Raw genomic sequence first — 25,532 nt, forward strand, 5'->3', positions numbered from 1 at the left:
GACTTGTGTCAGCTCATCGGGATTCGTTCGCTTGCTGCCTACCTGCAACTCCAATGGCTTTGGGTATCACACCCTATTTAACCCTACAAAATTGAATAATAAGGAATATCGCCATGACTACCTCTCGTACTCAACAAATTCAGCAGTTAGAGCAGGAATGGAAATCGCCGCGCTGGAAAGGTATCACCCGACCATATAGCGCAGAGGAGGTGATTAAACTGCGCGGTTCTGTGAATCCTGAATGCACGCTGGCGCAGCACGGCGCGCAAAAACTGTGGGAATTACTGCATGGTGGTGCGCGCAAAGGGTATATCAACTGTCTCGGCGCGTTAACCGGTGGTCAGGCTTTGCAACAAGCTAAAGCCGGTGTTGAGGCGATTTATCTGTCGGGCTGGCAGGTTGCCGCTGATGCGAATACTGCCTCTAGCATGTATCCCGATCAGTCGTTATATCCAGTCGACTCCGTCCCTGCGGTGGTTAAAAGAATTAATAATAGCTTCCGCCGCGCGGATCAGATTCAGTGGTCGAATAATATTGAACCGGGTAGCAAAGGGTATACCGACTATTTCCTGCCGATTGTCGCTGATGCTGAAGCTGGTTTTGGTGGTGTGCTGAATGCTTTTGAATTGATGAAAGCCATGATTGAAGCAGGCGCGGCGGGGGTGCATTTCGAAGACCAACTGGCTGCGGTGAAGAAATGTGGTCATATGGGCGGTAAGGTGTTGGTGCCGACCCAAGAAGCGATTCAAAAATTGGTTGCTGCCCGTTTAGCCGCCGATGTACTGGGTGTACCAACCTTGTTGATTGCCCGTACTGATGCTGATGCTGCTGATTTACTGACTTCTGATTGCGACCCTTATGACAATGAATTCGTGACCGGCGAGCGCACAGCCGAGGGGTTCTTCCGCACACATGCTGGTATCGAGCAAGCGATCAGCCGTGGTCTGGCCTATGCCCCTTACGCCGATTTAGTCTGGTGTGAAACGTCTACGCCGGATCTGGAACTGGCTAAACGCTTCGCGCAGGCGATTCATGCGAAATTCCCTGGCAAGTTATTGGCTTATAACTGCTCGCCATCATTTAACTGGAAAAAGAATCTGACCGACCAGCAGATTGCCAGCTTCCAGGATGATCTGTCGGCGATGGGTTACAAATACCAGTTTATTACCCTGGCAGGCATCCACAGCATGTGGTTCAACATGTTTGATCTGGCCCATGCTTATGCACAGGGCGAGGGTATGAAGCACTATGTTGAGAAAGTGCAGCAGCCAGAATTTGCATCCGTTGAGCGCGGCTATACTTTTGCATCCCATCAGCAAGAAGTGGGTACTGGCTACTTCGATAAAGTCACCAATATCATTCAGGGTGGTGAGTCATCAGTCACTGCACTGACTGGTTCGACGGAAGAACAGCAATTCTAAATGCGGTTTGACTGAACGCGTGTCTTATCAGGAGCCTGCATATGCAGGCTCTGTTCCGTATGGCGGGGGTGAGTATGGCGGTAAAACTGGAACGATTAATCGCTCAGACGATCTTGCAGGGGTTCGATGCACAATATGGCCGCTTTCTAGAGGTCACTGCCAGCGCTCAGCACCGTTTTGAGCAGGCGGACTGGCATGCCGTTCAGCAAGCGATGAAGAAGCGTATTCACCTCTATGACCACCATGTCGGTCTGGTGGTTGAGCAACTGAAGCACATCACCGATCAGCGCTGTTTTGATGCAGAATTTCTGGCGCGGGTAAAAGAGATCTACACCGAGTTGTTGCCGGATTACCCACGTTTTGAAATTGCGGAGAGCTTTTTTAATTCTGTTTACTGCCGCTTGTTTAAGCACCGTGATTTAACGCCGGATAAGTTGTTTGTTTTTAGCTCACAACCCGAACAGCGTTTTCGTGAGATCCCACGCCCGTTAGCGCGCGATTTTTCCCCAAAAGGGGATCTGAGTGGCATGTTACAGACCGTTCTCAGTGATTTGCCGCTGCGTTTGCCGTGGGAAGATCTGCCGCGTGATATCGGCTATATCACTGCTGCACTTCAGCAAGCATTCCCTGATGAGCAACTGAGAGGTGCTCGCTTTCAAATCGCCAATGAGCTGTTTTACCGCAATAAAGCGGCTTGGTTAGTGGGTAAACTGCGGTTGGCTGAGGGAGTTTATCCCTTCCTACTCCCCATCCATCACAATGAATCTGGTGCCCTATTTATTGATACTTGCCTTACCAGTAAAGCGGAGGCCAGCATTGTATTCGGCTTTGCTCGCTCTTACTTTATGGTCTATGCCCCGTTGCCTGCGGCAATGGTGGAATGGCTGCGGGAAATATTACCGGGTAAATCGACGGCTGAACTGTATATGGCAATTGGTTGCCAGAAGCACGGCAAAACTGAAAGTTATCGTGAATATCTCACCTTCGTTCATCAATCCAGTGAACAGTTTATTATCGCCCCAGGGGTGAAGGGCATGGTGATGCTGGTGTTTACTCTGCCGTCATTTGATCGGGTATTTAAGGTGATTAAAGATCAATTTGCGCCGCAAAAAGAGGTCAGCCAGGCGCGAGTTTTAGAGTGCTATCAACTGGTTAAAGAGCACGACCGCGTCGGGCGCATGGCGGATACTCAAGAGTATGAGAATTTTGTCATTGATAAACACCGTATCAGCCCGGAATTACTGGCCGAGCTGCAACAGGAAGTACCGGAAAAACTGGAAGATTTAGGCGATCAAATCATTATTAAGCATCTCTATATGGAGCGGCGGATGACGCCATTGAACCTTTATATGGAGCAGGCTAATGATCAACAACTAAAGGATGCTATTGAGGAGTACGGTAATGCCATTAAGCAGTTGGCTGCGGCAAATATCTTCCCCGGTGATATGTTATTTAAGAACTTTGGTGTGACCCGCCATGGTCGCGTGGTGTTCTACGATTATGATGAAATTTGCTACATGACAGAGGTGAATTTCCGCGATATTCCGCCACCGCGCTACCCAGAGGATGAGATGGCCAGCGAGCCGTGGTATAGCGTATCGCCCAATGATGTATTCCCCGAAGAGTTTCGTCATTTCTTATGCACAGATTTGAAAGTACGGCATTTTTTTGAAGAGATGCACAGCGACCTGTTTCACGCCAGCTATTGGCGTGGGTTGCAGCAACGCATTAAGGACGGGCATGTGGAGGATGTTTTTGCCTATCGTCGGAAGCAGCGCTTCTCCCAGCGGGTGATCTCTTGACGGCTACTACGCGTGCGGATTTTGGGTTTGCGCTGTGCTCGAACTCCTCACGTATTACATATACGCTCCGGGTTCTGCGCGCAGTGCGCACCCAAACTCCTTTCGCTCGCTACGCCTTGATTGGGGTAGATTAGCGGCTACTGTGCGTGCGGATTTTGGGTTTGCGCTGTGCTCGGCCTCCTCGTGTACTGCGTGTGCACGAGGAGGCCCTCTGCGCAGGGCGTACTCAGATTGACTTAGCTCGCTATGCCTTGATTGGGTGTGAAATAATTAATTCAGCCGCTCAATAATCATTGCTGTACCTTGCCCTCCGCCGATACACAGTGTTGCCAGCCCCAAGGTTTTATTGCGGGCTTGCAAGGCGTGCAGCAGCGTAACCAGAATTCGTGCACCGCTGGCACCGATTGGGTGCCCTAGTGCGATGGCACCGCCGTAGACGTTAACCTTTTCTGCATCGAACCCCAATGTTTTACCTACCGCCAAGAACTGCGCGGCGAAAGCTTCGTTGGCTTCAATCAAATCAATATCGGATAGCGCCAACCCGGTTTTTTTCAGCACATTAAGGGTTGCCGGTACTGGCCCCATGCCCATCAAGGCTGGGGCTACGCCGCCACTGGCATAACCTCGGATACGGGCTAGTGGAGTCAAGCCTAACTGCCTGGCGCGGCTTTCTGACATCACCACCAATGCAGCCGCACCATCATTAATACCCGACGCGTTGCCTGCGGTAACGGTGCCATCTTTACTAAACGCCGGGCGCAATTTTGCCAAACCTTCCGCCGTGGTACCGGCCTTAGGGAACTCATCGGTATCTACAGTGATGTCGCCTTTCCTGTTTTTCACTGTCACTGGCACAATCTCTTGTGCGAAAGCACCGCTTGAGATAGCGGCTACAGCTTTCTGCTGTGATGCTAACGCCAGCGCATCTTGTGCTTCACGACTAATGCCATATTCTTTTGCGACATTTTCTGCCGTAATACCCATATGGTAATCATGGGTGGCACACATCAAACCGTCTTTTAAGATCACGTCAAATAGCTGGCCATCACCCAGTCGATAGCCCCAGCGTGCTTTGCTATCCATCAGGTAAGGTGCCTGGCTCATGTTCTCCATACCACCGGCGATAATGGTCTGAGCATCGCCGGCTAAAATTGCCTGAGCCGCTAATGCCACGCTTTTCAAACCAGAGCCACACACTTTATTGACGGTGTAGGCACTGACGGTATCAGGTATTCCGCTTTTCAATAGAGCCTGCCGCGCAGGGTTTTGGCCCAATCCAGCTTGAAGTACATTACCCAAAATGACCTCATCAACATTATCACCGCTGATACCGGCTCTGGCCATGGCTTCACGGAGTACGATTGAACCTAAATCGACCGCGCTAACCGGTGCCAATGCGCCATTAAAACTCCCAATCGCCGTGCGTACGGCACTGACAATAACGATGTTATCCATATCAATTCCTTATATGACGATGCTAGATGAGGGTGAGGCCGATAATAAATATGACGCCAGAGAACAGCAGGGCGGTGACGCAGTAGCCCATAATGTCCCGGACCCCCAAACCGGCAATGGCCAATGCGGGTAGCGCCCAGAACGGTTGCGCCATGTTCATCCACTGCTCGCCATAGGCGATAGCCATCACGGATTTACCTAAATCGGCCCCCAGCGCTTGAGCCGCAGGAATAACGAATGGTCCTTGGATAACCCAGTGACCGCCACCCGATGGCACGGCAAAGTTAATCAGTGCAGAGCTGAAGAAGGTCATGATCGGGAAGGTGTCTTTAGTGGCGACATTGATAAAGAATTCGGTAATCAAACCACCGAGACCGGAGTGCTCCATCATTAGCTGGATACCGGCATAGAACGGGAATTGAACCAAAATACCGGCAGTGCTCTTGGCTGCGGCAGAGATAGCGCGCATATAGGCCATTGGGGTTTTGTGCAGCAAAATACCCGCAATCATAAACATCATGTTTACGGTGTTAATGGTGATATTGAAGCCTTTTTCCCAGAAGTTCATGCCCAGATAGGCAATGCCGAGAGCACCAATGATAAAGGCGATAATACGGCTTTCTTCCATCTTCTCTGCGATTGGCGCATCAGCAGACAAGGTTTTTTGGAAGCTAGGTTCTTCTGCCAGCAACGCCGGGTCAACACTCACCACTTCATGGGGTTTCGGCATCATCATGCGGGTAACGAAGGGCATGATGAGGATTAGGCCCAAAGTGATAAACAGGTTGTAACCGGTGAACAGTGTCTCTGAAACCGGAATCAAACCGGCAATATGCTCCACCGGATTACCCGGTGTGGCGGCTAGCAACGGCATAGAACCGGAGAAACCACCGCCCCAGGTCAGAAAGCCGATGTAAGCACAGGCAATTAGCAGTGGATAATCAGAACCGGGCACACGGCGGGCTACCTCGCGGGCAAACATCGCGCCGACCACCAAACCGAATCCCCAGTTGATGACGCAGGCCACCGAACCGAGGAAGGTTACCAACATCACGCCCTGAACCGGTGTTTTGGCAACGGAAGCGGTGAGTGTCAGGATGCGTTTAACGGGGGCCGACGTTGCCAGAGCATGGCCAGTGACGATAATCAGCGCCATCTGCATGCCGAATCCCAGCAGATTCCAGAAACCATCCCCCCACATATGTACCATTTCAACCGGTGTATGTGGGGTGAGTGCCAGTGCGATACCAAAGGTCAGCATCGTCAGTAGCATGGCGAAAATCAGGGGGTCAGGCAGATAACGGCTAACGAAACCAGTTAAAAAACGGGAGATGCGGCCAATCATATGACACCTTCCTCTAGTGCAACTGGCATGACTTTTAAGTCAGGTGACACTGAGAACTCAGCATCAGTTTTGGCCGTGATCGTTTCAAGGAGCACTCCCGGTGCATGTTCTTTAAGTACCAATTTGCCTTGTTCGAAGCTGAAGACAGCCAGCTCGGTCACCACCATGCTGACTTTATTCTTAGCTGTCAGCGGTAATGAACAGTGCTTGAGGATCTTGGAAGAGCCATCTTTTGCGCAATGCTCCATCGCAATGATCACCCGCCGTGCCCCCGTAACCAGATCCATCGCCCCCCCCATCCCAGGGACCATTTTCCCTGGAACCATCCAGTTGGCGAGATTTGCCTTCTGATCGACTTGTAGACCGCCGAGTACACTGACATCGACATGCCCGCCACGAATTAGCGCAAAAGAGAATGCGCTGTCAAAGGCGGCCCCACCCGGCAAAATGCCGCAGGGCAAGCCGCCCGCGTTGACCAGATTAGGGTGCGCTTCGGTCACTGGCGCTAAACCAAGAAAGCCATTTTCAGATTGCAGGGTGATATGAATATCGGTTGGTAAATAATTGACCACTTGAGTCGGTAACCCAATGCCCAGATTCACAATGTCACCATCGTGTAGTTCAAGGGCGACGCGGCGAGCGATAAGTTCTTTAGCGTTCATTATTGGTTCTCCTGCGGGCAGACAATGTGGTCAATCAATGCGGCGGGGGTAATAACGCAGTCAGGAGTAATACTGCCGATATCCACTACAGATTCTGGCTCTGCGATAACAATGTCGGCAGCCAGTGCCATCAGTGGGTTGAAGTTACGGGCACTTAATTGGTAGGTCAGGTTGCCCTGATAGTCGCTAAGGTGGGCGCGAACCAGTGCCAGATCAGCGCGCAGAGGCAGTTCCAGCAGGTACTCGATATCATTCAGCGTGATTTTTTGTTTTCCATCTTCGACCACGGTGCCTACTCCTGTTGGGGTCAGGAAACCACCAAGACCAGCACCGCCACAGCGAATACGTTCTGCCAGCGTGCCCTGTGGAACTAATTCAACCTCCATTTCGCCCGAGATCATCCGCCGACCTGTTTCTGGGTTAGTTCCAATATGTGAAGCAATGACTTTCTTCACTCTACCGCTGGCGACCAGCGGCCCGACGCCGGTATCAACGAAAGCCGTATCGGTACTAATTAAGGTCAGATCTTTTACGTTAGAGTTAAGTAATGCGGAAATAAGACGGGGTGGTGCACCGACCCCCATAAAGCCACCGATCATAATGGTCATGCCATCACGGAAATACTCAGTAGCCTGCTCAATATCAATGAGTTTTCTTTTCATAGTTATTCCTTATATTTGATACCCAACAACAGTTTCAATTAAGGAATTGCAACGACTGTGCCAATTAAAATGTTATTTTTTAATTTGGCTGGAATGGAATTAACTCGCTGATATTGGTTGGGTTAATTTAAATATGAATAATATAGTTAATAAGATGTGATGTTAATTAACAAGGAAGTGTGCAATTTCTTGCACAGGGGTGCACATTTTGTTTCTCTTATTGATTAAAAATAAATCCAAAATAAAATAGCGCTTGATTATCAAATAAATTTGATTCCAAGCGTTTTATTTTTAACAAGTATAAATAATACAGTTAATATTTTTTTATACATTGTATTGGGTTGTTTGTGTCTGAGAATCGATGCGATATTCTTGTAATTTATACATCAGTGCTCGCCGGCTGATACCTAACGCACGTGCGGTTTGAACCCGGTTATCCTGATTATTCGCCAGCGCAGCACAGATAAGTTCACGTTCATAAGCTTTGATATTTTCTTTTAAACTTAATCCCTGTTCCGTCAATATGCCCCGGTTAACATTGGGCTGAACATGCGTTTTGTGCTGTAAATGTTCAGGCAAGTCATCAGGGAAGATGATAAATCCGGTACTCATAATGACCGCACGCTCAATCGCATTGGATAACTCCCGGATATTACCCGGCCAAGAGTAAGTATCTAGGATCTCCTGAGCACTGGCATCTATTTCAATGATTTCTTTACCATTTTCGGCATTGAATTTTTGCAGGAAGTGTCTGGCTAATAATGGGATATCTTCAGGCCTTTCCCGCAGCGGTAGCGGGGAAAGATGAATGACATTCAGGCGGAAAAGAGGTCTTGCCGGAACTCGCCTTGTTCTACCATCGCAGCCAGATTCCGGTTGGTGGCGGCAATAAGACGGATATCTGTTTTAATGGTTTGGCTGCCGCCTAAGCGTTCAAACTCTTTTTCTTGCAGTACTCTCAACAGTTTAACTTGAAGGTTGAGTGGCATTTCGCCCACTTCATCGAGCAGTAGTGTGCCAAGATTAGCTCGTTCAAACAGACCCTGGCGTTGCATATGTGCGCCGGTAAACGCCCCTTTTTCATGACCGAACAGCTCACTTTCTAATAAAGATTCGGGCAGAGCACCACAGTTTATCTTGATGAATGGCCCTTTGGCGCGTGGACTATTGTAGTGAATCGCTTTAGCAATCAGTTCCTTACCGGTGCCACTTTCACCGGTTATCAATACGCTAGCATGGCTCATCGCAATTTTTGCGGTATCGCGGCAAAGTTCCATCATTTTGGCGCTGTTAGTGAGTAATCGACCCCATTGGTAGCTATCAGACAGTGCGCGATGCAGGCGATTGATTTCCTGCTTCATCTCTTGTAACTGCATCGCGCGGCTGATAATAATTTTCAGCTCATCCAAATCAAATGGCTTAATTACATAATCAAATGCGCCCAAACGCAGCGCCTCTACGGCTGTTTCTACTGCGGCATAGGCGGTCATCAGTATTACCGGTGTCTCCTGCCGGGTTTGCCGCATAACTTGCAGAGCTTCAAGCCCACTGACTTTTGGCATACGGATATCCATTAGCACAATATCCGGGGCTTGTTGTTTGAATAGTTCCAGTGCTTGCTGCCCGTCAGCAGCACCGATAGGTTGATGCCCATCAAGGCTAAAGACGGTGGTTAACATGCGGCGAACGTTTTCTTCATCATCAACAATCAGAATACGATAGGATTTTTTCATAATAAGTTTCCTGCGCCATGCTTCACTGGCAGTATAATAATAAATGTTGTTCCTTTATTTGGCTGACTTTCTAACCTAATCTCGCCGTCGTGGGAAGTGATAATTCGTTGACTGATGGATAATCCTAATCCGGTTCCTGAAGGTTTGGTGGTATAAAACGGATCAAAAACTTTCGATTTAATGTCATCGGTAATACCACAACCATTATCTTTAATGGTTATTTGTTGATGATGTTCATCCCGTTTTTTGGTTGAAATAGTAATTTCACCTCTGGCAGCAATGGACTGGACAGCATTAATCAGAATATTAAGTAGCACTTGTTTTAATAATTCACCATCGGCTTCAATATCACATAAACTTTCATCCAATTGAACATGAAAATCAACTCTTGCTTCGACACCTTTGGTTTTTACCAGAATCAGGCTTTCTCTTAGAATTTGATTTAGATTAACCTGATGATAGCGGCCAATGCGCGGGCGGGAGAAGTCGAGTAGTTGTTGAATTACCCGGTTAATCGACTGCACCTCTTTTAGAATAATATGGGTATATTCCAGCCGTTGTGGGTCTTTTTCACTGTCTTTGAGAATTTGAACAAAGCCGCTGATGGCGGTTAACGGGTTGCGAACTTCATGCGCGACCCCTGCCATTAATTCCCCTAGCGTTGCCAGCCGTTCGGCTTGCTCGATGCGGCGTTGCACTTCTTTTCTGGCGGTTAAATCGGTGAATATTGCCAGCGCACCCAAGGTATCTCCTTGCGCATTATGCAACTGGCTGGTGCTGATACTGAGCTGTATGGTGCGTTTTTTGCCGGGATAATCAATTTCCAACGCCACATGTTTTATGCCACGGAATAAGGTATCCAGTACTGGGCTGTTAAAGTCAATTTTTTCAAATACTTCCGCATAGGGCTTACCCATCAGTTCTTTGCGGCTGTAACCGGTGATAAGCTCCCCTGCCGGGTTGATCATGGTAACGCGGCCATTAGTATCCACCGAGATAACACCATCGGCGGCACTTTCAAGGATTAATTCATTAAGTGTTTTGGTTTCCCGCAAGGCGCGGGATAAGGCATTAACACTGTCGGATATTTCACCCATTTCTCCCTTCATTGCGGGGAGTTCAGTGTTGAGATTTAGCGATAAATTGGCCAGGCTGGACTTGATAATATCGATGTCAGAGGCAAAACGGCGTGAGAAAGCAATAATTAGCCATAAGCTCAATAACAAGCCGATGCTGATCACCACGATAATTTTGATATCCATCGACAGCGCCTGCCGATCGATATCATTCGACAGTTCGTTGGCCCAGATATAACCGAGGATCTGGTTATCGCGCTTGATGGGTATCATGGCATTCATAATGTTGCCACGGACCTGAGTACCGCTACTCACCAGTGGTTTGCCGTTTGCCATCACGTCATGGCCGGGGTGATCGGGATTAATCGAAATACCGACCGCATTGCCATATTGCGCCTGTGGGGCGTAGGTAATAATGGCGTCCAGCGCCTTGTTATAGTAACCCGCACCGACCCCAGAAAAGGCACGGGTAATTTCATCGGTAACGGGTGCCAGATGTTGGTTCAGCGCCTTAATACGCTGTTCTCTGGGCAGATCACGATAAAGAGTAAAGCTATCTGCTAGTGCGTTATCCAGTAGCGAAGTGACGGCAAACAGCTTGGCTTTCTTCTCTTGCAATAGGGCATCACGCCCTTCAGTTTCAACCAGATAGCCGATAATCAGCGTAGGCAGAGAAACGATAATGATTGCCAGAAAAATCATTTTGCTCCGCAACGTGTGCGGGCATAACTTATGGGTAAACAGTTTTTTGGTGAATACGTTTATACCTGACAATAATGAATACATACCGGCCAAATCCTGGCGTTTCCGTTTGTCGGTCAACATACGGCGGTTTGCACATTAGCTACGATTACCCCCGCCGTAAGATTGAGTGATTTCTTTCGCAGCATGAATGACCAGCGCGCCAAGTTCTGTGACGCGGTCGTCGGTAATGCGTGATATCGGGCCAGAGATAGAGATCGCTGCAAAGGCTTCATGGTGTTCATCGAACAAACAGGCGGCGATACAACGCAAGCCGAGGGCATGTTCTTCATCATCAAATGAGTAACCTTGCTTGCGGGTCAGCGCCAGATTTTCTTTCAGGCTGGCTGGGTTGGTACGGGTATGTTGGGTGTACGCATGCAGCCCTTTCTTATGTAATAGCTGCACTAATTGGTCATCTGTCAGGGTGGAGAGAAAGGCTTTACCCGCACCGGAAGCATGCATCGGTAGTTTGCCACCAATGGGTGCTGACATGCGCATCAGTGCAGTACATTGCACCTGATCAATAATAATGGCCTGATAGTCACTGTGGTCGAGTACCGCCAGATTGACGGTTTCGCCCGATTCGTCCATCAAACGGCGTAGCATCGGGTGCACCATCGCCAACAAATTGCGGCTTTGCAGGAAGCTGCTACCAACAATAAAGGCGTGAGCACCCATAGTCCAAAGCCCTAAATCCCCCACCTGACGGACAAAACCTTGCTGTTGCATGGTTGTCAGCAGACGATGAGTGGTAGAATTCGGCAAACCCGCCTGTTGTGCTAAATCCGTCAGGGCGACACTGCCTTGTGATTCGGAAATATATTCCAGTAATTTAAGCCCACGCGTTAATGACTGAACCTGGCCCGTTGCCGCAGGGGTGGTTTGTGCGGCTGCCTTGGGTTTTTTCCCTCGTTTAATCGGAACCGGTAACGCCATAAATCAGCCTCTCATTTATTTTTATGGAATTCATTTTCGTTTTTCAAGTATGCATGCAAACGATAGAAAACGCTCATCCGATGAGTCGGTTTTTCTACCTGAAAAAGTCTCAATTGCTAGCGGGCTCATTACATTGATAACTTGTGCTAGGATGACAGACGAGTTTATACCCGTCATCTTTCAAGATGCAGGGTTGTTGGCTGCCATCACTCACCCAACTCATTGAGTTATCTCAACTCCTTGGGTTCATTTCGTTGCCGTCTACCTGCAACTCGAAATCTATTGGGTATATAGGGATGAATTTTTCAGCATGTCTGATACAAATAAACAACCAAGATGCGTCGGGTAATGGCAAAGCAACAGGGTAAAGAGGCGACAGACAGTGGTGGATACAATATTAAACAACAAGGTTAAGCAATTACATCAGCAACTGGCGCAACGGATCCTGGTGCTGGACGGTGGTATGGGCACGATGATCCAGAGCTATCGGCTGGAAGAGGCTGATTATCGTGGGGCACGTTTTGCCGATTGGCCAAGTGACCTGAAAGGTAACAATGACTTATTGGTGCTATCTAAACCGGAAGTCATTACCGCTATTCACAATGCCTACCTTGAAGCGGGCGCTGATATTCTCGAAACCAATACTTTTAACTCCACCACCATTGCGATGGCGGATTATCAGATGGAGTCGTTGTCCGCCGAAATTAACTATGAAGCTGCCCGGTTGGCTCGAATTTGCGCTGATGAATGGACCGCCCGTACCCCTGAGAAGCCGCGCTATGTCGCCGGGGTTCTTGGCCCGACCAACCGTACCGCGTCGATCTCGCCTAAAGTTAACGATCCGGCGTTCCGTAATGTCAGTTTTGATCAGTTGGTTGCGGCTTATCGGGAATCTACCCGCGCCCTGATTGAAGGCGGTGTTGATCTGATTATGATCGAGACAGTCTTCGATACCCTGAATGCGAAAGCGGCTACCTTTGCTGTTGAGTCTGAATTTGAAGCCATGGGCGTGCTGTTACCGGTGATGATTTCTGGCACCATTACTGATGCCTCAGGCCGGACATTATCAGGCCAAACCACGGAAGCTTTTTATAACTCACTGCGCCACGTTAAACCGCTCTCTTTTGGCCTGAACTGCGCGTTGGGGCCGGATGAATTACGTCAATATGTGGCGGAGTTATCCCGTATCTCTGAATATTATGTCAGTGCGCACCCGAATGCCGGTTTGCCTAATGCTTTTGGTGAATACGATCTGGAAGCCAAAGAGATGGCCGAACAGATTGGCGAGTGGGCGCGGGCTGGATTTTTGAATATTGTCGGTGGTTGTTGTGGCACCACACCACGGCATATTGCGGCGATGGTTAAAGCCGTCGCAGGCGTCCCTCCGCGCCCGTTGCCGGATATTGCAGTGGCTTGCCGCCTGGCGGGTCTGGAACCGCTGACTATCGATGCTAACTCGCTATTTGTTAACGTTGGCGAGCGCACCAACGTCACTGGTTCAGCTCGTTTTAAGCGGCTGATAAAAGAAGATAAATATGATGAAGCGCTGGATGTAGCCCGCCAACAGGTTGAAAGTGGCGCGCAGATCATCGATATCAATATGGATGAGGGCATGTTGGACGCCGAAGCCGCGATGGTGCGCTTCCTCAATCTGATTGCCGGTGAGCCAGATATCGCCAGAGTGCCAATCATGATCGACTCCTCTAAGTGGGATGTGATCGAAAAAGGCCTGAAATGTATTCAAGGCAAAGGGATTGTTAACTCTATTTCGATGAAAGAGGGCGAAGCAGCCTTTATCCATCACGCTAAGCTGGTGCGCCGTTATGGTGCGGCCATGGTTGTGATGGCGTTTGATGAAACCGGGCAGGCGGATACCCGTGCGCGTAAAATAGAAATCTGCCGCCGCGCTTATAAGATATTGACCGAAATAGTCGGCTTCCCGCCGGAAGACATCATCTTCGATCCGAATATTTTTGCCGTGGCGACGGGGATTGAAGAGCATAACAACTATGCGGTCGACTTTATTGAAGCATGCGCCGATATCAAAGCTGAACTCCCTCATGCCATGATTTCAGGTGGTGTCTCCAACGTCTCCTTCTCATTCCGCGGCAATGATCCGGTGCGTGAGGCGATCCATGCTGTTTTCCTCTATTACGCTATTCGTAATGGTATGGATATGGGGATCGTCAATGCCGGTCAACTGGCGATCTATGATGATCTGTCGGATGAACTGCGTGATGCGGTGGAAGATGTGATCCTCAATCGCCGCAGCGACAGCACTGAACGCTTATTGGATCTAGCGGAAAAGTACCGTAGCAGTAAAAGTGGTGAAGTGGCGATTCAGCAAGCAGAGTGGCGCGGCTGGGCGGTTGGAAAACGGCTGGAATATTCACTGGTTAAAGGCATCACTGAGTTTATCGAGCTGGATACCGAAGAAGCCCGTCAACAGGCTGAGCGGCCAATCGAGGTTATCGAAGGGCCATTGATGGCCGGGATGAATGTGGTTGGCGACCTGTTCGGTGAAGGGAAAATGTTCCTGCCGCAAGTGGTCAAATCTGCTCGAGTGATGAAACAGGCTGTGGCCTATCTCGAACCTTATATTGAAGCCAGCAAGCAAAAAGGTACTACCGCAGGCAAGATCCTGCTGGCAACGGTTAAAGGGGATGTGCACGATATCGGCAAAAACATTGTGGGTGTGGTTTTACAGTGTAATAACTACGAAATTATCGATCTGGGTGTGATGGTGCCGACCGAAAAAATCCTGCGCACGGCGCGGGAGGAGAAGGTCGATATTATCGGCTTGTCCGGCCTGATAACGCCGTCGTTGGATGAAATGGTTAACGTTGCCAAAGAGATGGAGCGACAAGGCTTCACCTTGCCGTTATTGATCGGTGGCGCGACCACCTCGAAAGCCCATACTGCGGTTAAAATCGAACAAAACTACAGTGGTTCCACCACTTACGTCTCCAATGCCTCACGTAGCGTTGGTGTGGTCTCAGCGTTGTTATCTGATACGCAGCGCGATGATTTCGTAGCAAAAACGCGCAAAGAATATGAAACTGTCCGTATTCAGCATGCGCGTAAAAAACCGCGTACCCCGCCGGTCAGCTTACAAGTTGCACGGGATAACCAAACCATAATCGATTGGGAAAATTATACGCCGCCAGTAGCCCATAAATTAGGTGTGCAGCCTGTCGAGGCCAGTATCGAAACTCTGCGTAATTACATCGACTGGACGCCATTCTTTATGACCTGGTCGCTGGCGGGTAAATACCCCCGTATTTTGGAAGATGAAGTGGTAGGCGAAGAGGCCAAACGCCTATTTGCCGATGCCAATGAGCTGCTGGATAAGTTGTCGGCAGAAAACTTGCTGCATCCGAAAGGCGTGGTGGGGATATTCCCGGCTAACAGCGTCGGCGATGATATCGAAATTTATCGCGATGAGCGGCGTGAAGATGTGCTGGTGGTCAGCCATCATCTGCGCCAACAAACCGAGAAGACCGACTTTCCGAACTATTGCCTGGCAGATTATGTTGCACCTAAATCTAGTGGTAAAGCAGATTACTACGGCGCTTTTGCTGTCACCGGTGGTTTGGAAGAAGATGCCTTGGCCGATGCTTATGATGCTCAGCATGATGACTACAATAAAATCATGATTAAGGCCTTGTCAGACCGTCTGGCTGAAGCTTTTGCAGAATATCTGCATGAGCGGGTACGTAAGGTGTATTGGGGCTTTGCACCGAATGAAAACCTGAGCAACGAGGAATTGGTGCGCGAGAACTACCAAGGGATTCGCCCGGCACCGGGGTATCCGGCTTGCCCGGAACATACTGAAAAAGGCCAAATCTGGCAGTTGCTGGATGTAGAAACTCACACTGGCATGAAGTTGACCGAATCCTACGCCATGTGGCCGGGTGCCTCGGTATCAGGCTGGTATTTCAGCCATCCAGACAGTAAATACTTTGCTGTGGCACAGATTCAGCGTGATCAGGTGGAAGATTATGCTGCCCGTAAGGGGATGCCGGTAGCTGAGGTTGAGCGCTGGCTAGCCCCGAACTTGGGTTATGATGCCGACTGATCGTCACGTTAGTTGTTAAGTAAAATGAAAGGAGATAGCCGTGATGACTATCTCCTTTTTTAATGCTCTTTAACCAAGTGTTTTGCGCGCTTTAGCCTCGCGTCACACCGGCTACGGCATTTTTCTGTTCGGAGCCACCATGAGCGCCGAGCAGCGGTGTTTTGCCTTCCATCATTTCACTTAGGCCACCACCAATTATCTCGGTAACTTTAGACGATGCATTTACTCTCGCTCCGCCTTGAGTGTGTTTACCGTTGATATCCTGCAATTCCAGGCCATTGGTCTGTAAGTTTACATCGCTGTCTCTATTGGCTATTTTGCCGCCATTGAGTTCAGTTTTACCGGCTACTTTCAAATTAACTGACTGTGTGCCGCTAATGGCTGATTGCTCTTCGACCGCTTTATTTTCAACGACTTCTACTTCAATTTTAGCTTTGCCGCTGCCACCTTTGACTTGTTCATCCTGAACGTTGGTTTTGACTTTTTTGCCAACCGCTTTCGCGCCTTTTTGCCACCATTTATCTTGGGTTTTTTCTTCTTCCTTGGATTCGGTTAACGTTTCATTGCTTCCCTTTTTGGTGTAACTAAGGGGTTGGACGTTATCCTCTTCTTTAGTGGTAAATCGGCTGGAGATTTGGTCATACTGTTTTTTGACTTTGTCGAATAACTTATTGGATTTAGTGGTCAGGTTTTTTTTCACTTTATCCGAGCCGATCGGGGTCGCCTCGGCTACCTGATTAATCATACTGTCTTGTTTCTCGTTACTGTGATTGAAACTCAAGCCGGTATTGACACTAACTTCCTGTCGGACATCTTCACGGCTTTGCACTTTCAAGTTACCGCCAATCGCGCCATTAATATTGTTGGCTTTGAGTATAGCGCCAGCCAGTGCTGTGTCTTTGGCGCTGTTCAGGGCGATATTGTTGCTATTGATATGGGTGTTTTGTTGCATTACAGCATTCAGTTTTTCAACACCGACATCCAATTCAGCGCTGATATTATGAAGTTTTTCGCTGCTTTGCTTATCGACCACCCCTTTATCATCTTTATTGAAAGAGCTATTTTGGTTGCCATTGGCGCCAACTGTGAAGTTCCAGTTATTTTTGTGCTGTTGGTCTTGTGCTGATTCCAACAAGATACCGCCATTATCTGCCGTTAGTGTAGTTTGCTGGCTGGTGATATTGGCATTTTGCATATGGATAGCTTGGTTATCGTGACCGCCAGCTTTAATGTTGACTGCACCATTGCTGTTAATCACACTGCCCTGATGCTTAATCGCCGACTCATCTTTGTGAGTAACTTTGGCTTCTGCGCCAGCACTGAACCCTTTGCCGTTTTTATCGGTACCGGTACTTTTACTGATACCCGCGTTGGCGTTTGCAGACCAGGTTATATCCTGTTTTGAGCCGTGTGATTGTGCGGCCAGCATATCGACTTTGCCACCAGCGGCCAGCAGAATATCACCAGTCGCTTTATCTTTACTGCCGAACGAGGTGCCTGTTAGTGTCAGATCTTTTCCGGCATTCAGTTCAACCCCTTGCTGACCTTGTAATTGGCTGACTTGGGCAACCGAAGTGCTACTTTGCCCCTTACTGTTGCTACCACCTAAACCTGCACCAAAGTTTTTACTGCCAACGTTAGTACCAAGGTTCGCTTTGGCATTAGCCTCAACATTATTGTGGCTTTCGCTGGTGTGGTTAGTGACTTGATCAAAACGAATATCACCGCCGGCATTAACCTTAGTTTTGCCACTGCCAGCATTGATGTTGGTGCCCTGATAAATAGCATCTTCTTTTACATTGATATTGACGCCATTTGCAGCATTCATACTGCCCACTTGCGCGATATCACCTTTCACATGCTGGTCTGTGGAACCTCCTTTACCTTTGCCATCGACAGTAATGTCTTTGCCGGTGGTAGTGTAAATCCGAACATCAGCCCCACCTTGGGTCTCAGTGATATGTTGGTCAACCCGGTTAACTGCCGCCTCAAAGGTATGTCTCGATGCATCCAGCGCAATAGTTCCTTTATCTGCCTGATACTTTGTACCCTGATCTTTGACTTCGCCGTTGGCATTGAGCGCGATATTCCCGCCTTTAATTGACGTCACCACTGCTTGGCTGCTATTGAGGTTGGTTTCTTTAGTTCCGCCTTTAGCATAGAGATCTAACCCGGCATTAGGGCCACCCACTTCGCTTAACGCTTCAATCATGCCGCCCAAATCAAGCTTTTGTGTTTTATTGATTACATCTTCAAGTGGTCGAGTGACCTCGCCATAAGCAATATTAGCTTCATAGCCGACATCCACTTTGGTGGTCTTGGTATTCGTTATTTCACTGTTCTCAGCGGCCAGATTATGGATACTATTCCCTTGAGCTTGATAATCACCACCAACGCGATGGTCAGTTCCCTGATTGGTTATATCTTTGCTGGCGGAGATATTAAGATTACCTGCAACTTTAGAATTAGAAACCACCGCAGTTGATTTGTTGCTGGTGGTTTGGGTGTCTTCATAATTGACGTTTACCCCACTACCTGCCTTATCCATTCCACCGGTGTAGTGGAAATCAACCCCAACGGTTTCTTTGGTTTTATTGCTCGAGAGAGTATCTTGCGTAGCGACAAATGAAACATTTTCGCCTTTGATATCGGCATCGCCTTTGGTGGCAGTGATGTTAGAGCCGATAAATGTAACGTCTTTTTGGGCATCCACTTTAATGCTGCTGCCTTCAAGTGATGCACTGTGATTTTTAGTGCTGTCAGTTTTCTCACTTTCGCTAGTGTGACTCAGCTTCAGGCCAGCCTGATACTGATGTTTACCATCATCACTGGTGAAACCTGAAATAGTCAGCTTAGTCTTTTGTTCATCGATTTTCTGTTGGGCTTGAGCGGCTTTAACATTGACTTCACCTAGCGTTTCAATACCCAGTTCACCGGCACTTGCTATCATACTGCCAATGACATCAATATTATCTTTACTGATTATTTTGAGATTGGCATCGGAAGCTAATTCACTACCGATAACTTTTTCATCTCTATTATTCGCTTTATGGGAGCTGCCAGTAATATTAAAGGCAACGCCCGTTCGCTCATCAATTTTTGTTGTGGTGGTACTGATAGCATTGTCAATTTTGATGCCACCTTCGCTGGCCTGAACATAACCATCTTTGCTTCCTTTGACTTGACTGCCGGTAATAGAGACACCTTTATTACCAATAACAAGTACATTTCCATCAGCAGTTACTTCAGAGCGATGGCTGGTTTCCTTGTTCTCAGCATTATTAGTATGATCAATTCCGCCAAGCCCCATATTTTGTTCATTTCTAGCTACTGCGTTTTTTTGATTTTTTGTTTTTTGGATATCAATATTGACTTCATTAGCATTGATTAATAAATTGCCGCCAGCAGAGGCCTTAGTCCCATTGGCACTCATTTTACCCTCCGCAGTAAGCCCCATATCTCCACCTGCTTGTAGCGTGGTTTTATTCAGTGTTTGGGTGTCTGTTTGATTATTCCAGGCGATATCTTTGATAGTGTGCGCATAATCATGCCCTTCATCACGAATTGAATTATTATCAATTATACCATCCAATTTTAAGTCTTTCTTGGCTTTGATAGAGAGATTATTGCCTGCCTCGATAGAGGTTCCAGAGAGTTTTATATCTCCACTAGTTGATTGAAGAGAAAGGTTGTTCTCTGCAATAATACTGGTACCAACGTTATTTTTCTGCTCTGCTTTTTTATTAGAAGATTTATTCCACTTGCCAAGACCTAAAAATCCATTAGCACCATCCTTCGAACTACTCGATTGAGTATTAGTGATCTCTTCTGTACCAAATTTGATATCTGAACCTTGCATAATAATATTTTTACCATCAATGATGGCGGCATCAAGGTGGTTTTTTTTCTTGGCAATAATCGAGATATTAGAACCTTTAATTTTGGTACGTTCTAATTTCTGCTCAGTTGAGTTTTTGCCCTTGGTTTCAATAATATCACCGGAAGCAAAGATATCATCAGCATTTAATTTTATCTCAGGGCTATCTAAATTGGCAGGCGCTGGGTTGTAGTTCAAATCAGGGGCTGAGTCAAGATCAAGATTCAGTTTTCCTGGTGTCGACACAGTAAGGCTCTTACGGGCAGAGTGTGGCCCAGATATATTAACGCCGTTACCTTCCGCAGTATTAATAATACGAATTCTATTGGCTTGCATACTACCAAATATTTTACTGTCGTATGCCGGCCCCACATATTTTTGTGATTCTAGTATTTCACCATCAGTACTTATTTTATTTTGTCCGAGGATGATGTTAATGCTCTCTCTGGAGTCTACCATTCCGTTGATATTAATTCGTGGCGCAATCAAGTCTATTGTTCCAATAGTCGATGTATAACCACTCCCCATTTCTAATAGATTAGTGTTATTTCTGGTATCAAATCCTTGTAGATTCCCTTGGTCTACTAATGGATTACCAACCACTAATGAATTACGATTGGTATTAATAAAACCACAGCCTGTACAGGTAATGCCATTCGGGTTGGCCAGAATATAGTCTGCTGTCATACCAAATACTTCTTGTTTCCCTAGTAATAATGAAGGATTACGGCTGATGACCTCATTTAAAATAATGCTGGCGGCCTGACCGTTTAAGTTTTGGTTGGCAGCTAATTGCCCGGCAAGTTGTGATTGCCCGGCGTTGAGGGAGTTATTAAGTACCGCACCTGCTTTGTTAACGTTAAATTCATTATATTGGTTATGTGATAACCCCGATGCTGAGGGCTTTACGATATCAATTACTGGGACGCCATTTACCGAGTTAATTCCTGGATTGTGGGTAGGATCGCCAGCGCCGACAATACCAGCGGCATAACAGGTGGCTACTGATACTGAAATAATAGCGACGGCTGCCGCCAGCTTTCCTGCCGGGGAGAGCTTGAACTTATTTTGTTTCATTTTTACTTCTCCATTTTTGTCATCTAGTTTGGTGTTGATAAAAATTGGCTTTTACTGGCGGCGGTTAATTAAAAGGAATAAGAGAAGCGCGCCAGAATCTGAGTAGGGTCTTTATTCTCTGTTTTACCGGACAATAAGTGGCCGCGGCTGGCCTCAATATCCAGTTTGATATCGCGATAGCTGACGTTGATACCGGCACTCAATCCCATGGCACTACGCCAGCCCTGCGGATTTTGCTGAATACGGCCGATATCTGCCCCTAATCGTGGCGTTATCGTGGTATTGCCAATAGAGAAATTGCGTGAGAGCGTATTTTGTAAATACCAACCTCTATCCGCCGATAAGGTATTACGACTAAAGCCGCGAGCAGCATTGCTGTCGGTGACGCTCAACCATTCAACGCCTGGCAGACGATCACGGGTGTATTGACCATAGAACTGATTGCTAAACAGGTAGAAATTATCAAACAGTTTGAAATATTGATTGGAGGTTACGGCGGCTTTGGCTTTAGTGAACTGGCTATCCTGATAGCTGGCTGATATGTTCTGATCTGCACCTAATAAGGATAATCCCTGTTCAATGCTGACATTCACATTGAATAGGCCTGTGGGCAGGACGTGCAGATGATTAAGACCTAATTCAAATACCGTCAGCGTTGGGCTGCTGACTGCGATTTTCTGCTCGTTAAAGTAATTTTCGGCTTGTTTATAAGTTAGTTGTGCACTTAAGCCATTAATTTGGTCTTGGTCGCGATAGAAAACATAATCGGTACGCAAACCATGCTGCTGGGTTTTACCCTGTAACTCGATGGTATTAAATTGTAATTTCACCGGATAAAGGTATTCGGAATAACTGCCAAAACCACTGAAGGTCAATGCGCCATAAGGCACGGAATAAAACAGTGAATAGGCGCGGCTATGGTTTTTCTGTGGGTTATCGGTGGTGGTGCTGATATTTAAGCTGAGAGAATCTGATAATCCCAGGGGGTTATCGAAAGAAAATGCATTGCGGCTTAACCATTTACCGGTACTTTTATTACCATAATTATCCAGGGATGTTGTCAGATGCCAGGGTTTTGACCGGATATTACTCAATCTGAGAATTGAACCGCCCGGCTCTTTTCCTGGTAAAATATCAACAGTTATTTTATTGGAGGGTAACCGGTTAGCTTGATCGAGCCCTTGGTCGAGTTGTTTAATATTTAATGGTTCCCCGATCATATTGGGGAAAACAGTTTCGCCGTTTAATTCTGGGTCAACACTTTCGATGCTCTCAATAAAACCTTCAGTTACATCGAAACCCAATTCGTCCTCTTCGTCGGGCGGAATAAACTGAACGCGGGTGGTAATATAACCTTTGTTAAGATAAAGCTGAGTGAGTTCACGAGCCAACAGATTGACATTCGCGCTGCCAATACATTGTTCCGGCATGGGGCTTAAACTTTCTAAGTCTGCTTGAGTCAATAAGGTAATACCCTGAATATAGACGCCGCTAATGGGGAGGCATTGCGCGTTATCATCTAATTCAGGTGCATTATTTTCGGGTGTTTCTATCTCTGCCTCAGGGTGTTTCGCATGAGGCTGACGGCGCTCTTCTATTAAGTGATTAATTTCAGTGCTGCTGTTCTGTAAGTTCTGGCGTGATTCATTGATCGGGGAGGGAATATCTATTCCCGGAGTCATGTTAGCGTGAGCGCCCGTGCTCAATAAAAAACATAATGCGGTACGTTTTTTTATCATGATGTTTGTGGGGGAATTTTCTGGGTATAACGCGATGAGTGGACCCAGTCCTTTCCGTCCTTGAGTCAAATTTACGGGCAGCACTATTACCGTCCCTAAAGAGTAGAGACGGCGGATGGATGATAATAATTAAGGAATATTCAGGGCGAAGGGAAAGATAATAAATTTTTAATATTAAAAGGTTATTGAGTAACTGTTTTCAAAATTATTTTAAATATTATCAGGGTAATACCGGATGTTATTGAACTTATTTGTCTGTCTAAAGCGGGGCATAGAATGAAACAGAAACATTGAAAATGCCCGAGAGGTTCGGGCATTTATACTCTTTGGTATTACTTTTTATCTTTATTTACCGGTTTACCTGACCAGTACCCCGCCAGTAATGAACCGGAGAGGTTATGCCAGACCGAGAACAATGCGCCAGGTAGGGCAGCCAGTGGCGAGAAGTAAATTTTACCCAATGTAGCCGCTAGCCCTGAGTTTTGCATACCGACTTCAATGGCCAGTGTACGGCAGGTAGATTCATCAAAGCCGAACAGTTTCCCCCCCCAGTAACCGCTTAGCAGGCCAATACCGTTATGCAGGATAACCGCAATAATCACCACGAAACCCACTGAAGCGATATGGCTCTGGCTACCGGCGACCACGCCACTAATGATAGCGACAATACAGACCATCGACATCGCCGGTAAATAAGGCTCAATGCGTTTCACCGTTTTAGTAAAGGTGTGATGGACAATCAGCCCTGCGCTAATAGGGATTACCACGATTTGCAGAATACTTTTCAGCATTCCGACTACATCAACACTGATGGCGGCATCGACATATAAACGGGTCAGTAACGGTGTGGCAAAAACCCCCACCAGGGTAGAAACCGCAGAGATGGTGACTGATAACGCAACATCCCCTTTAGCCAGATAAATCATCACATTAGATGCTGTCCCACTGGCAACACTGCCTACCAGTACCATACCAGCAGACAAGTCCGGTGGCATACGGAACAGCATCGCCAGAATCCAGGCAGTGAGCGGCATAATTAGATAATGCAGGAAAGTCGCTGCTGCTACCGGTGCCGGGCGCGATAGTACACGTTTGAAATCCCCCAGCCGTAGAGTGACCCCCATAGCAAACATGATCAACATCAGTAGCGGGGCGACATAAGGCCCAATGCCGATAAAGGTGGCTGGGCGGAAATAGGCCGCGACTGACAGCAGTAACGCCCACAGCGGGAATAGCCGGGTGATTTTTACTAACATGAGGCGAAAGTCCTTAGTCGTCAGTGTCAGATATAAGAAAACCGGACGAGATCGCCCGGTTGGTGTTATCAGCTTATCGTTAGTTTTTGCGCTGACTTAAGCAGTGTTATTCAAACAAATTGTTATTCAAACAGATTGTTATTCAAACAGATTGTTATTCAAACCGCGTGTTATCCAAACAGATTGTGATGCAGGGTTTGCACCACTTTTTCAGCATCATTCCCTGGCACCAAGAAGCACAGGTTATGGCTGCTGGCACCGTAGCAAATCATGCGGATATTGAACGGGTCAAGGACACCGAATACTTCCTTACCGACACCACAAGCCTGTGACAGGTTATTGCCGATAATTGCCACCAACGCCAGATTCTCTTCCACTTCCACTCGACATAGCGAGGAAAGTTCAGTCAGCAGGGAGGTGGTCAGCAGACTGCCCGCCGTTGATGTTGAACCTGTCGTATCGAGAGTCAGGGCGACACTCACCTCTGAGGTGGTTATCAAATCAACTGAAATATTGTGGCGAGCCAGAATATTAAACACTTCCGCCAGAAAGCCGCGTGCATGCAACATATTCAGACTATGTAAGGTCAGCAGTGTCTGTTTGCGGCGCAATGCCAAGGCACGGAACAGGGGGGGATTCTCGGTTTCATTACAGACTAACGTACCGCCAGCCGCCGGATCTTTGCTTGAGCCGACAAACACTGGAATATCACTGCGCACGGCTGGCAACAAGGTGGCCGGATGCAGTACTTTGGCACCAAATGTCGCCATTTCAGCCGCTTCTTCGAAAGCAATTTTATCGATACGTTTTGCTGCCGGAACCACCCGTGGATCGGTGGTATAAATCCCCGGAACGTCTGTCCAGATATCAATGCGGCCAACATTCAATGCTTCACCCAGTAATGCGGCGGTATAATCGCTGCCGCCACGGCCAAGGGTGGTGGTGCGCCCTTTGCTTTCACTGCCGATAAAGCCTTGAGTGACGACAATGGCTTGTGCGATACGCGGGGCCAATTGCGTTTGGGCTAATTCAGACAGCACATGAGTATCCGGTTCAGCACGGCCAAAGCGGTCATTGGTTCGCATGATTTTACGTACATCAAACCATTCCACCGCAACCTGACGCTGGCGTATTAGCTCGACAAACAGCAGTGTAGACATCAATTCGCCGTGACTCACTAGTTCATCGGTTAGCGCCGCAGACGTTGCCAGACTGGCTGCTTCAGACAGCATGGCGATGTTTTCCAGCATGCGGTCAATTTCATCGCGGATAACCACCGGATTGCCGAGTTTGGTCAGAATATCGTATTGAATTCGGCTAATTTCTGCCAAATGAAGCTCGCGCTTTTCAGGCTCACAGCCATCGGCAAGGGCGACCAACAGATTGGTAATGCCAGCCGAAGCTGACAAGATTACCAAACGAACATCCGGGTTCGATAAAACCACATCGGCACTGCGACTCATGGCAGCAAAATCTGCCACGCTGGTGCCACCAAATTTAGCAACCACGGTCGCAGAAGGGGCGTTGCGGCTCTGTTGGGGTGCTGCTTGAATCATCTAAAAAACCTCGTGTCAGGGATGCCATCTTGGGTGGTCATCAATATTTATCTCTGTACAAGGAAATAACGGGTTATCCACTTTCTGTCAATGAAATGGCTATGAGGTATTTT

The 25,532-nt window shown here is 47.7% G+C and carries 13 protein-coding genes and 1 pseudogene; 3 read left to right on the top strand and 11 right to left on the bottom strand.

Features of this window, described 5'->3' with window-relative positions; translation table 11 throughout:
• Positions 1-113 precede the first annotated feature (113 nt).
• Both aceA and aceK read left to right on the top strand, forming a co-directional pair.
• On the top strand, positions 114-1,421 hold the full coding sequence (gene aceA / locus EL015_RS01660) for an isocitrate lyase (RefSeq protein WP_005191530.1): 1,308 nt from the start codon (positions 114-116) through the stop codon (positions 1,419-1,421).
• Between the two features lie 74 nt (positions 1,422-1,495).
• On the top strand, positions 1,496-3,223 hold the full coding sequence (aceK, locus tag EL015_RS01665) for a bifunctional isocitrate dehydrogenase kinase/phosphatase (protein WP_032907695.1): 1,728 nt from the start codon (positions 1,496-1,498) through the stop codon (positions 3,221-3,223).
• 270 nt (positions 3,224-3,493) lie between these two features.
• Here the strand turns inward: aceK and EL015_RS01670 are convergent, their stop codons facing one another.
• From EL015_RS01670 to iclR, 7 genes and pseudogenes are all read right to left on the bottom strand, one after another.
• Positions 3,494-4,678 carry an acetyl-CoA C-acetyltransferase gene (locus tag EL015_RS01670; protein ID WP_005191525.1) on the bottom strand — a complete coding sequence of 395 codons (1,185 nt, stop codon included), beginning with the start codon at positions 4,676-4,678 and terminating at the stop codon, positions 3,494-3,496.
• 22 nt (positions 4,679-4,700) lie between these two features.
• Complete coding sequence (locus EL015_RS01675) at positions 4,701-6,023, bottom strand: TIGR00366 family protein (RefSeq protein ID WP_032907688.1); 1,323 nt, start codon at positions 6,021-6,023, stop codon at positions 4,701-4,703.
• A complete protein-coding gene (locus tag EL015_RS01680) occupies positions 6,020-6,685 on the bottom strand; it encodes a 3-oxoacid CoA-transferase subunit B (RefSeq protein WP_005191522.1) in 666 nt (221 codons plus the stop codon). Before EL015_RS01680 ends, EL015_RS01675 begins: the two co-directional genes overlap by 4 nt.
• Positions 6,685-7,347, bottom strand: coding sequence for an acetate CoA-transferase subunit alpha (gene atoD, locus EL015_RS01685; RefSeq protein WP_032820473.1), 663 nt, complete (start codon positions 7,345-7,347; stop codon positions 6,685-6,687). The genes EL015_RS01680 and atoD overlap by 1 nt, the downstream gene beginning before the upstream one ends.
• A gap of 324 nt (positions 7,348-7,671) precedes the next feature.
• Positions 7,672-9,080, bottom strand: a pseudogene (gene atoC / locus EL015_RS01690) (acetoacetate metabolism transcriptional regulator AtoC).
• Positions 9,077-10,942, bottom strand: coding sequence for a two-component system sensor histidine kinase AtoS (gene atoS / locus EL015_RS01695; protein ID WP_050413779.1), 1,866 nt, complete (start codon positions 10,940-10,942; stop codon positions 9,077-9,079). Before atoS ends, atoC begins: the two are co-directional and overlap by 4 nt.
• A gap of 54 nt (positions 10,943-10,996) precedes the next feature.
• On the bottom strand, positions 10,997-11,836 hold the full coding sequence (gene iclR / locus EL015_RS01700; protein WP_005191513.1) for a glyoxylate bypass operon transcriptional repressor IclR: 840 nt from the start codon (positions 11,834-11,836) through the stop codon (positions 10,997-10,999).
• Positions 11,837-12,218: 382 nt separating this feature from the next.
• Between iclR and metH the strand changes: the two genes are divergently transcribed.
• Positions 12,219-15,914 (top strand): methionine synthase, encoded by a 3,696-nt coding sequence (gene metH, locus EL015_RS01705; RefSeq protein WP_005191511.1) that lies wholly within the window; start codon positions 12,219-12,221, stop codon positions 15,912-15,914.
• Between the two features lie 91 nt (positions 15,915-16,005).
• Here metH and EL015_RS01710 read toward each other — a convergent pair whose 3' ends face one another.
• From EL015_RS01710 to lysC, 4 genes are all read right to left on the bottom strand, one after another.
• On the bottom strand, positions 16,006-20,868 hold the full coding sequence (locus EL015_RS01710; protein ID WP_005191508.1) for a hemagglutinin repeat-containing protein: 4,863 nt from the start codon (positions 20,866-20,868) through the stop codon (positions 16,006-16,008).
• 68 nt (positions 20,869-20,936) lie between these two features.
• The gene (locus tag EL015_RS01715) at positions 20,937-22,607 is read right to left on the bottom strand and encodes a ShlB/FhaC/HecB family hemolysin secretion/activation protein (RefSeq protein ID WP_005191507.1); all 1,671 of its coding nucleotides are present in this window, start codon (positions 22,605-22,607) and stop codon (positions 20,937-20,939) included.
• Between the two features lie 332 nt (positions 22,608-22,939).
• Positions 22,940-23,863 carry a ketopantoate/pantoate/pantothenate transporter PanS gene (panS, locus tag EL015_RS01720; protein ID WP_005191506.1) on the bottom strand — a complete coding sequence of 308 codons (924 nt, stop codon included), beginning with the start codon at positions 23,861-23,863 and terminating at the stop codon, positions 22,940-22,942.
• 170 nt (positions 23,864-24,033) lie between these two features.
• The gene (gene lysC / locus EL015_RS01725) at positions 24,034-25,419 is read right to left on the bottom strand and encodes a lysine-sensitive aspartokinase 3 (RefSeq protein ID WP_005191505.1); all 1,386 of its coding nucleotides are present in this window, start codon (positions 25,417-25,419) and stop codon (positions 24,034-24,036) included.
• Between the last annotated feature and the right edge of the window lie 113 nt (positions 25,420-25,532).

It is taken from the genome of Yersinia intermedia (assembly GCF_900635455.1).
Taxonomy (GTDB): domain Bacteria; phylum Pseudomonadota; class Gammaproteobacteria; order Enterobacterales; family Enterobacteriaceae; genus Yersinia; species Yersinia intermedia.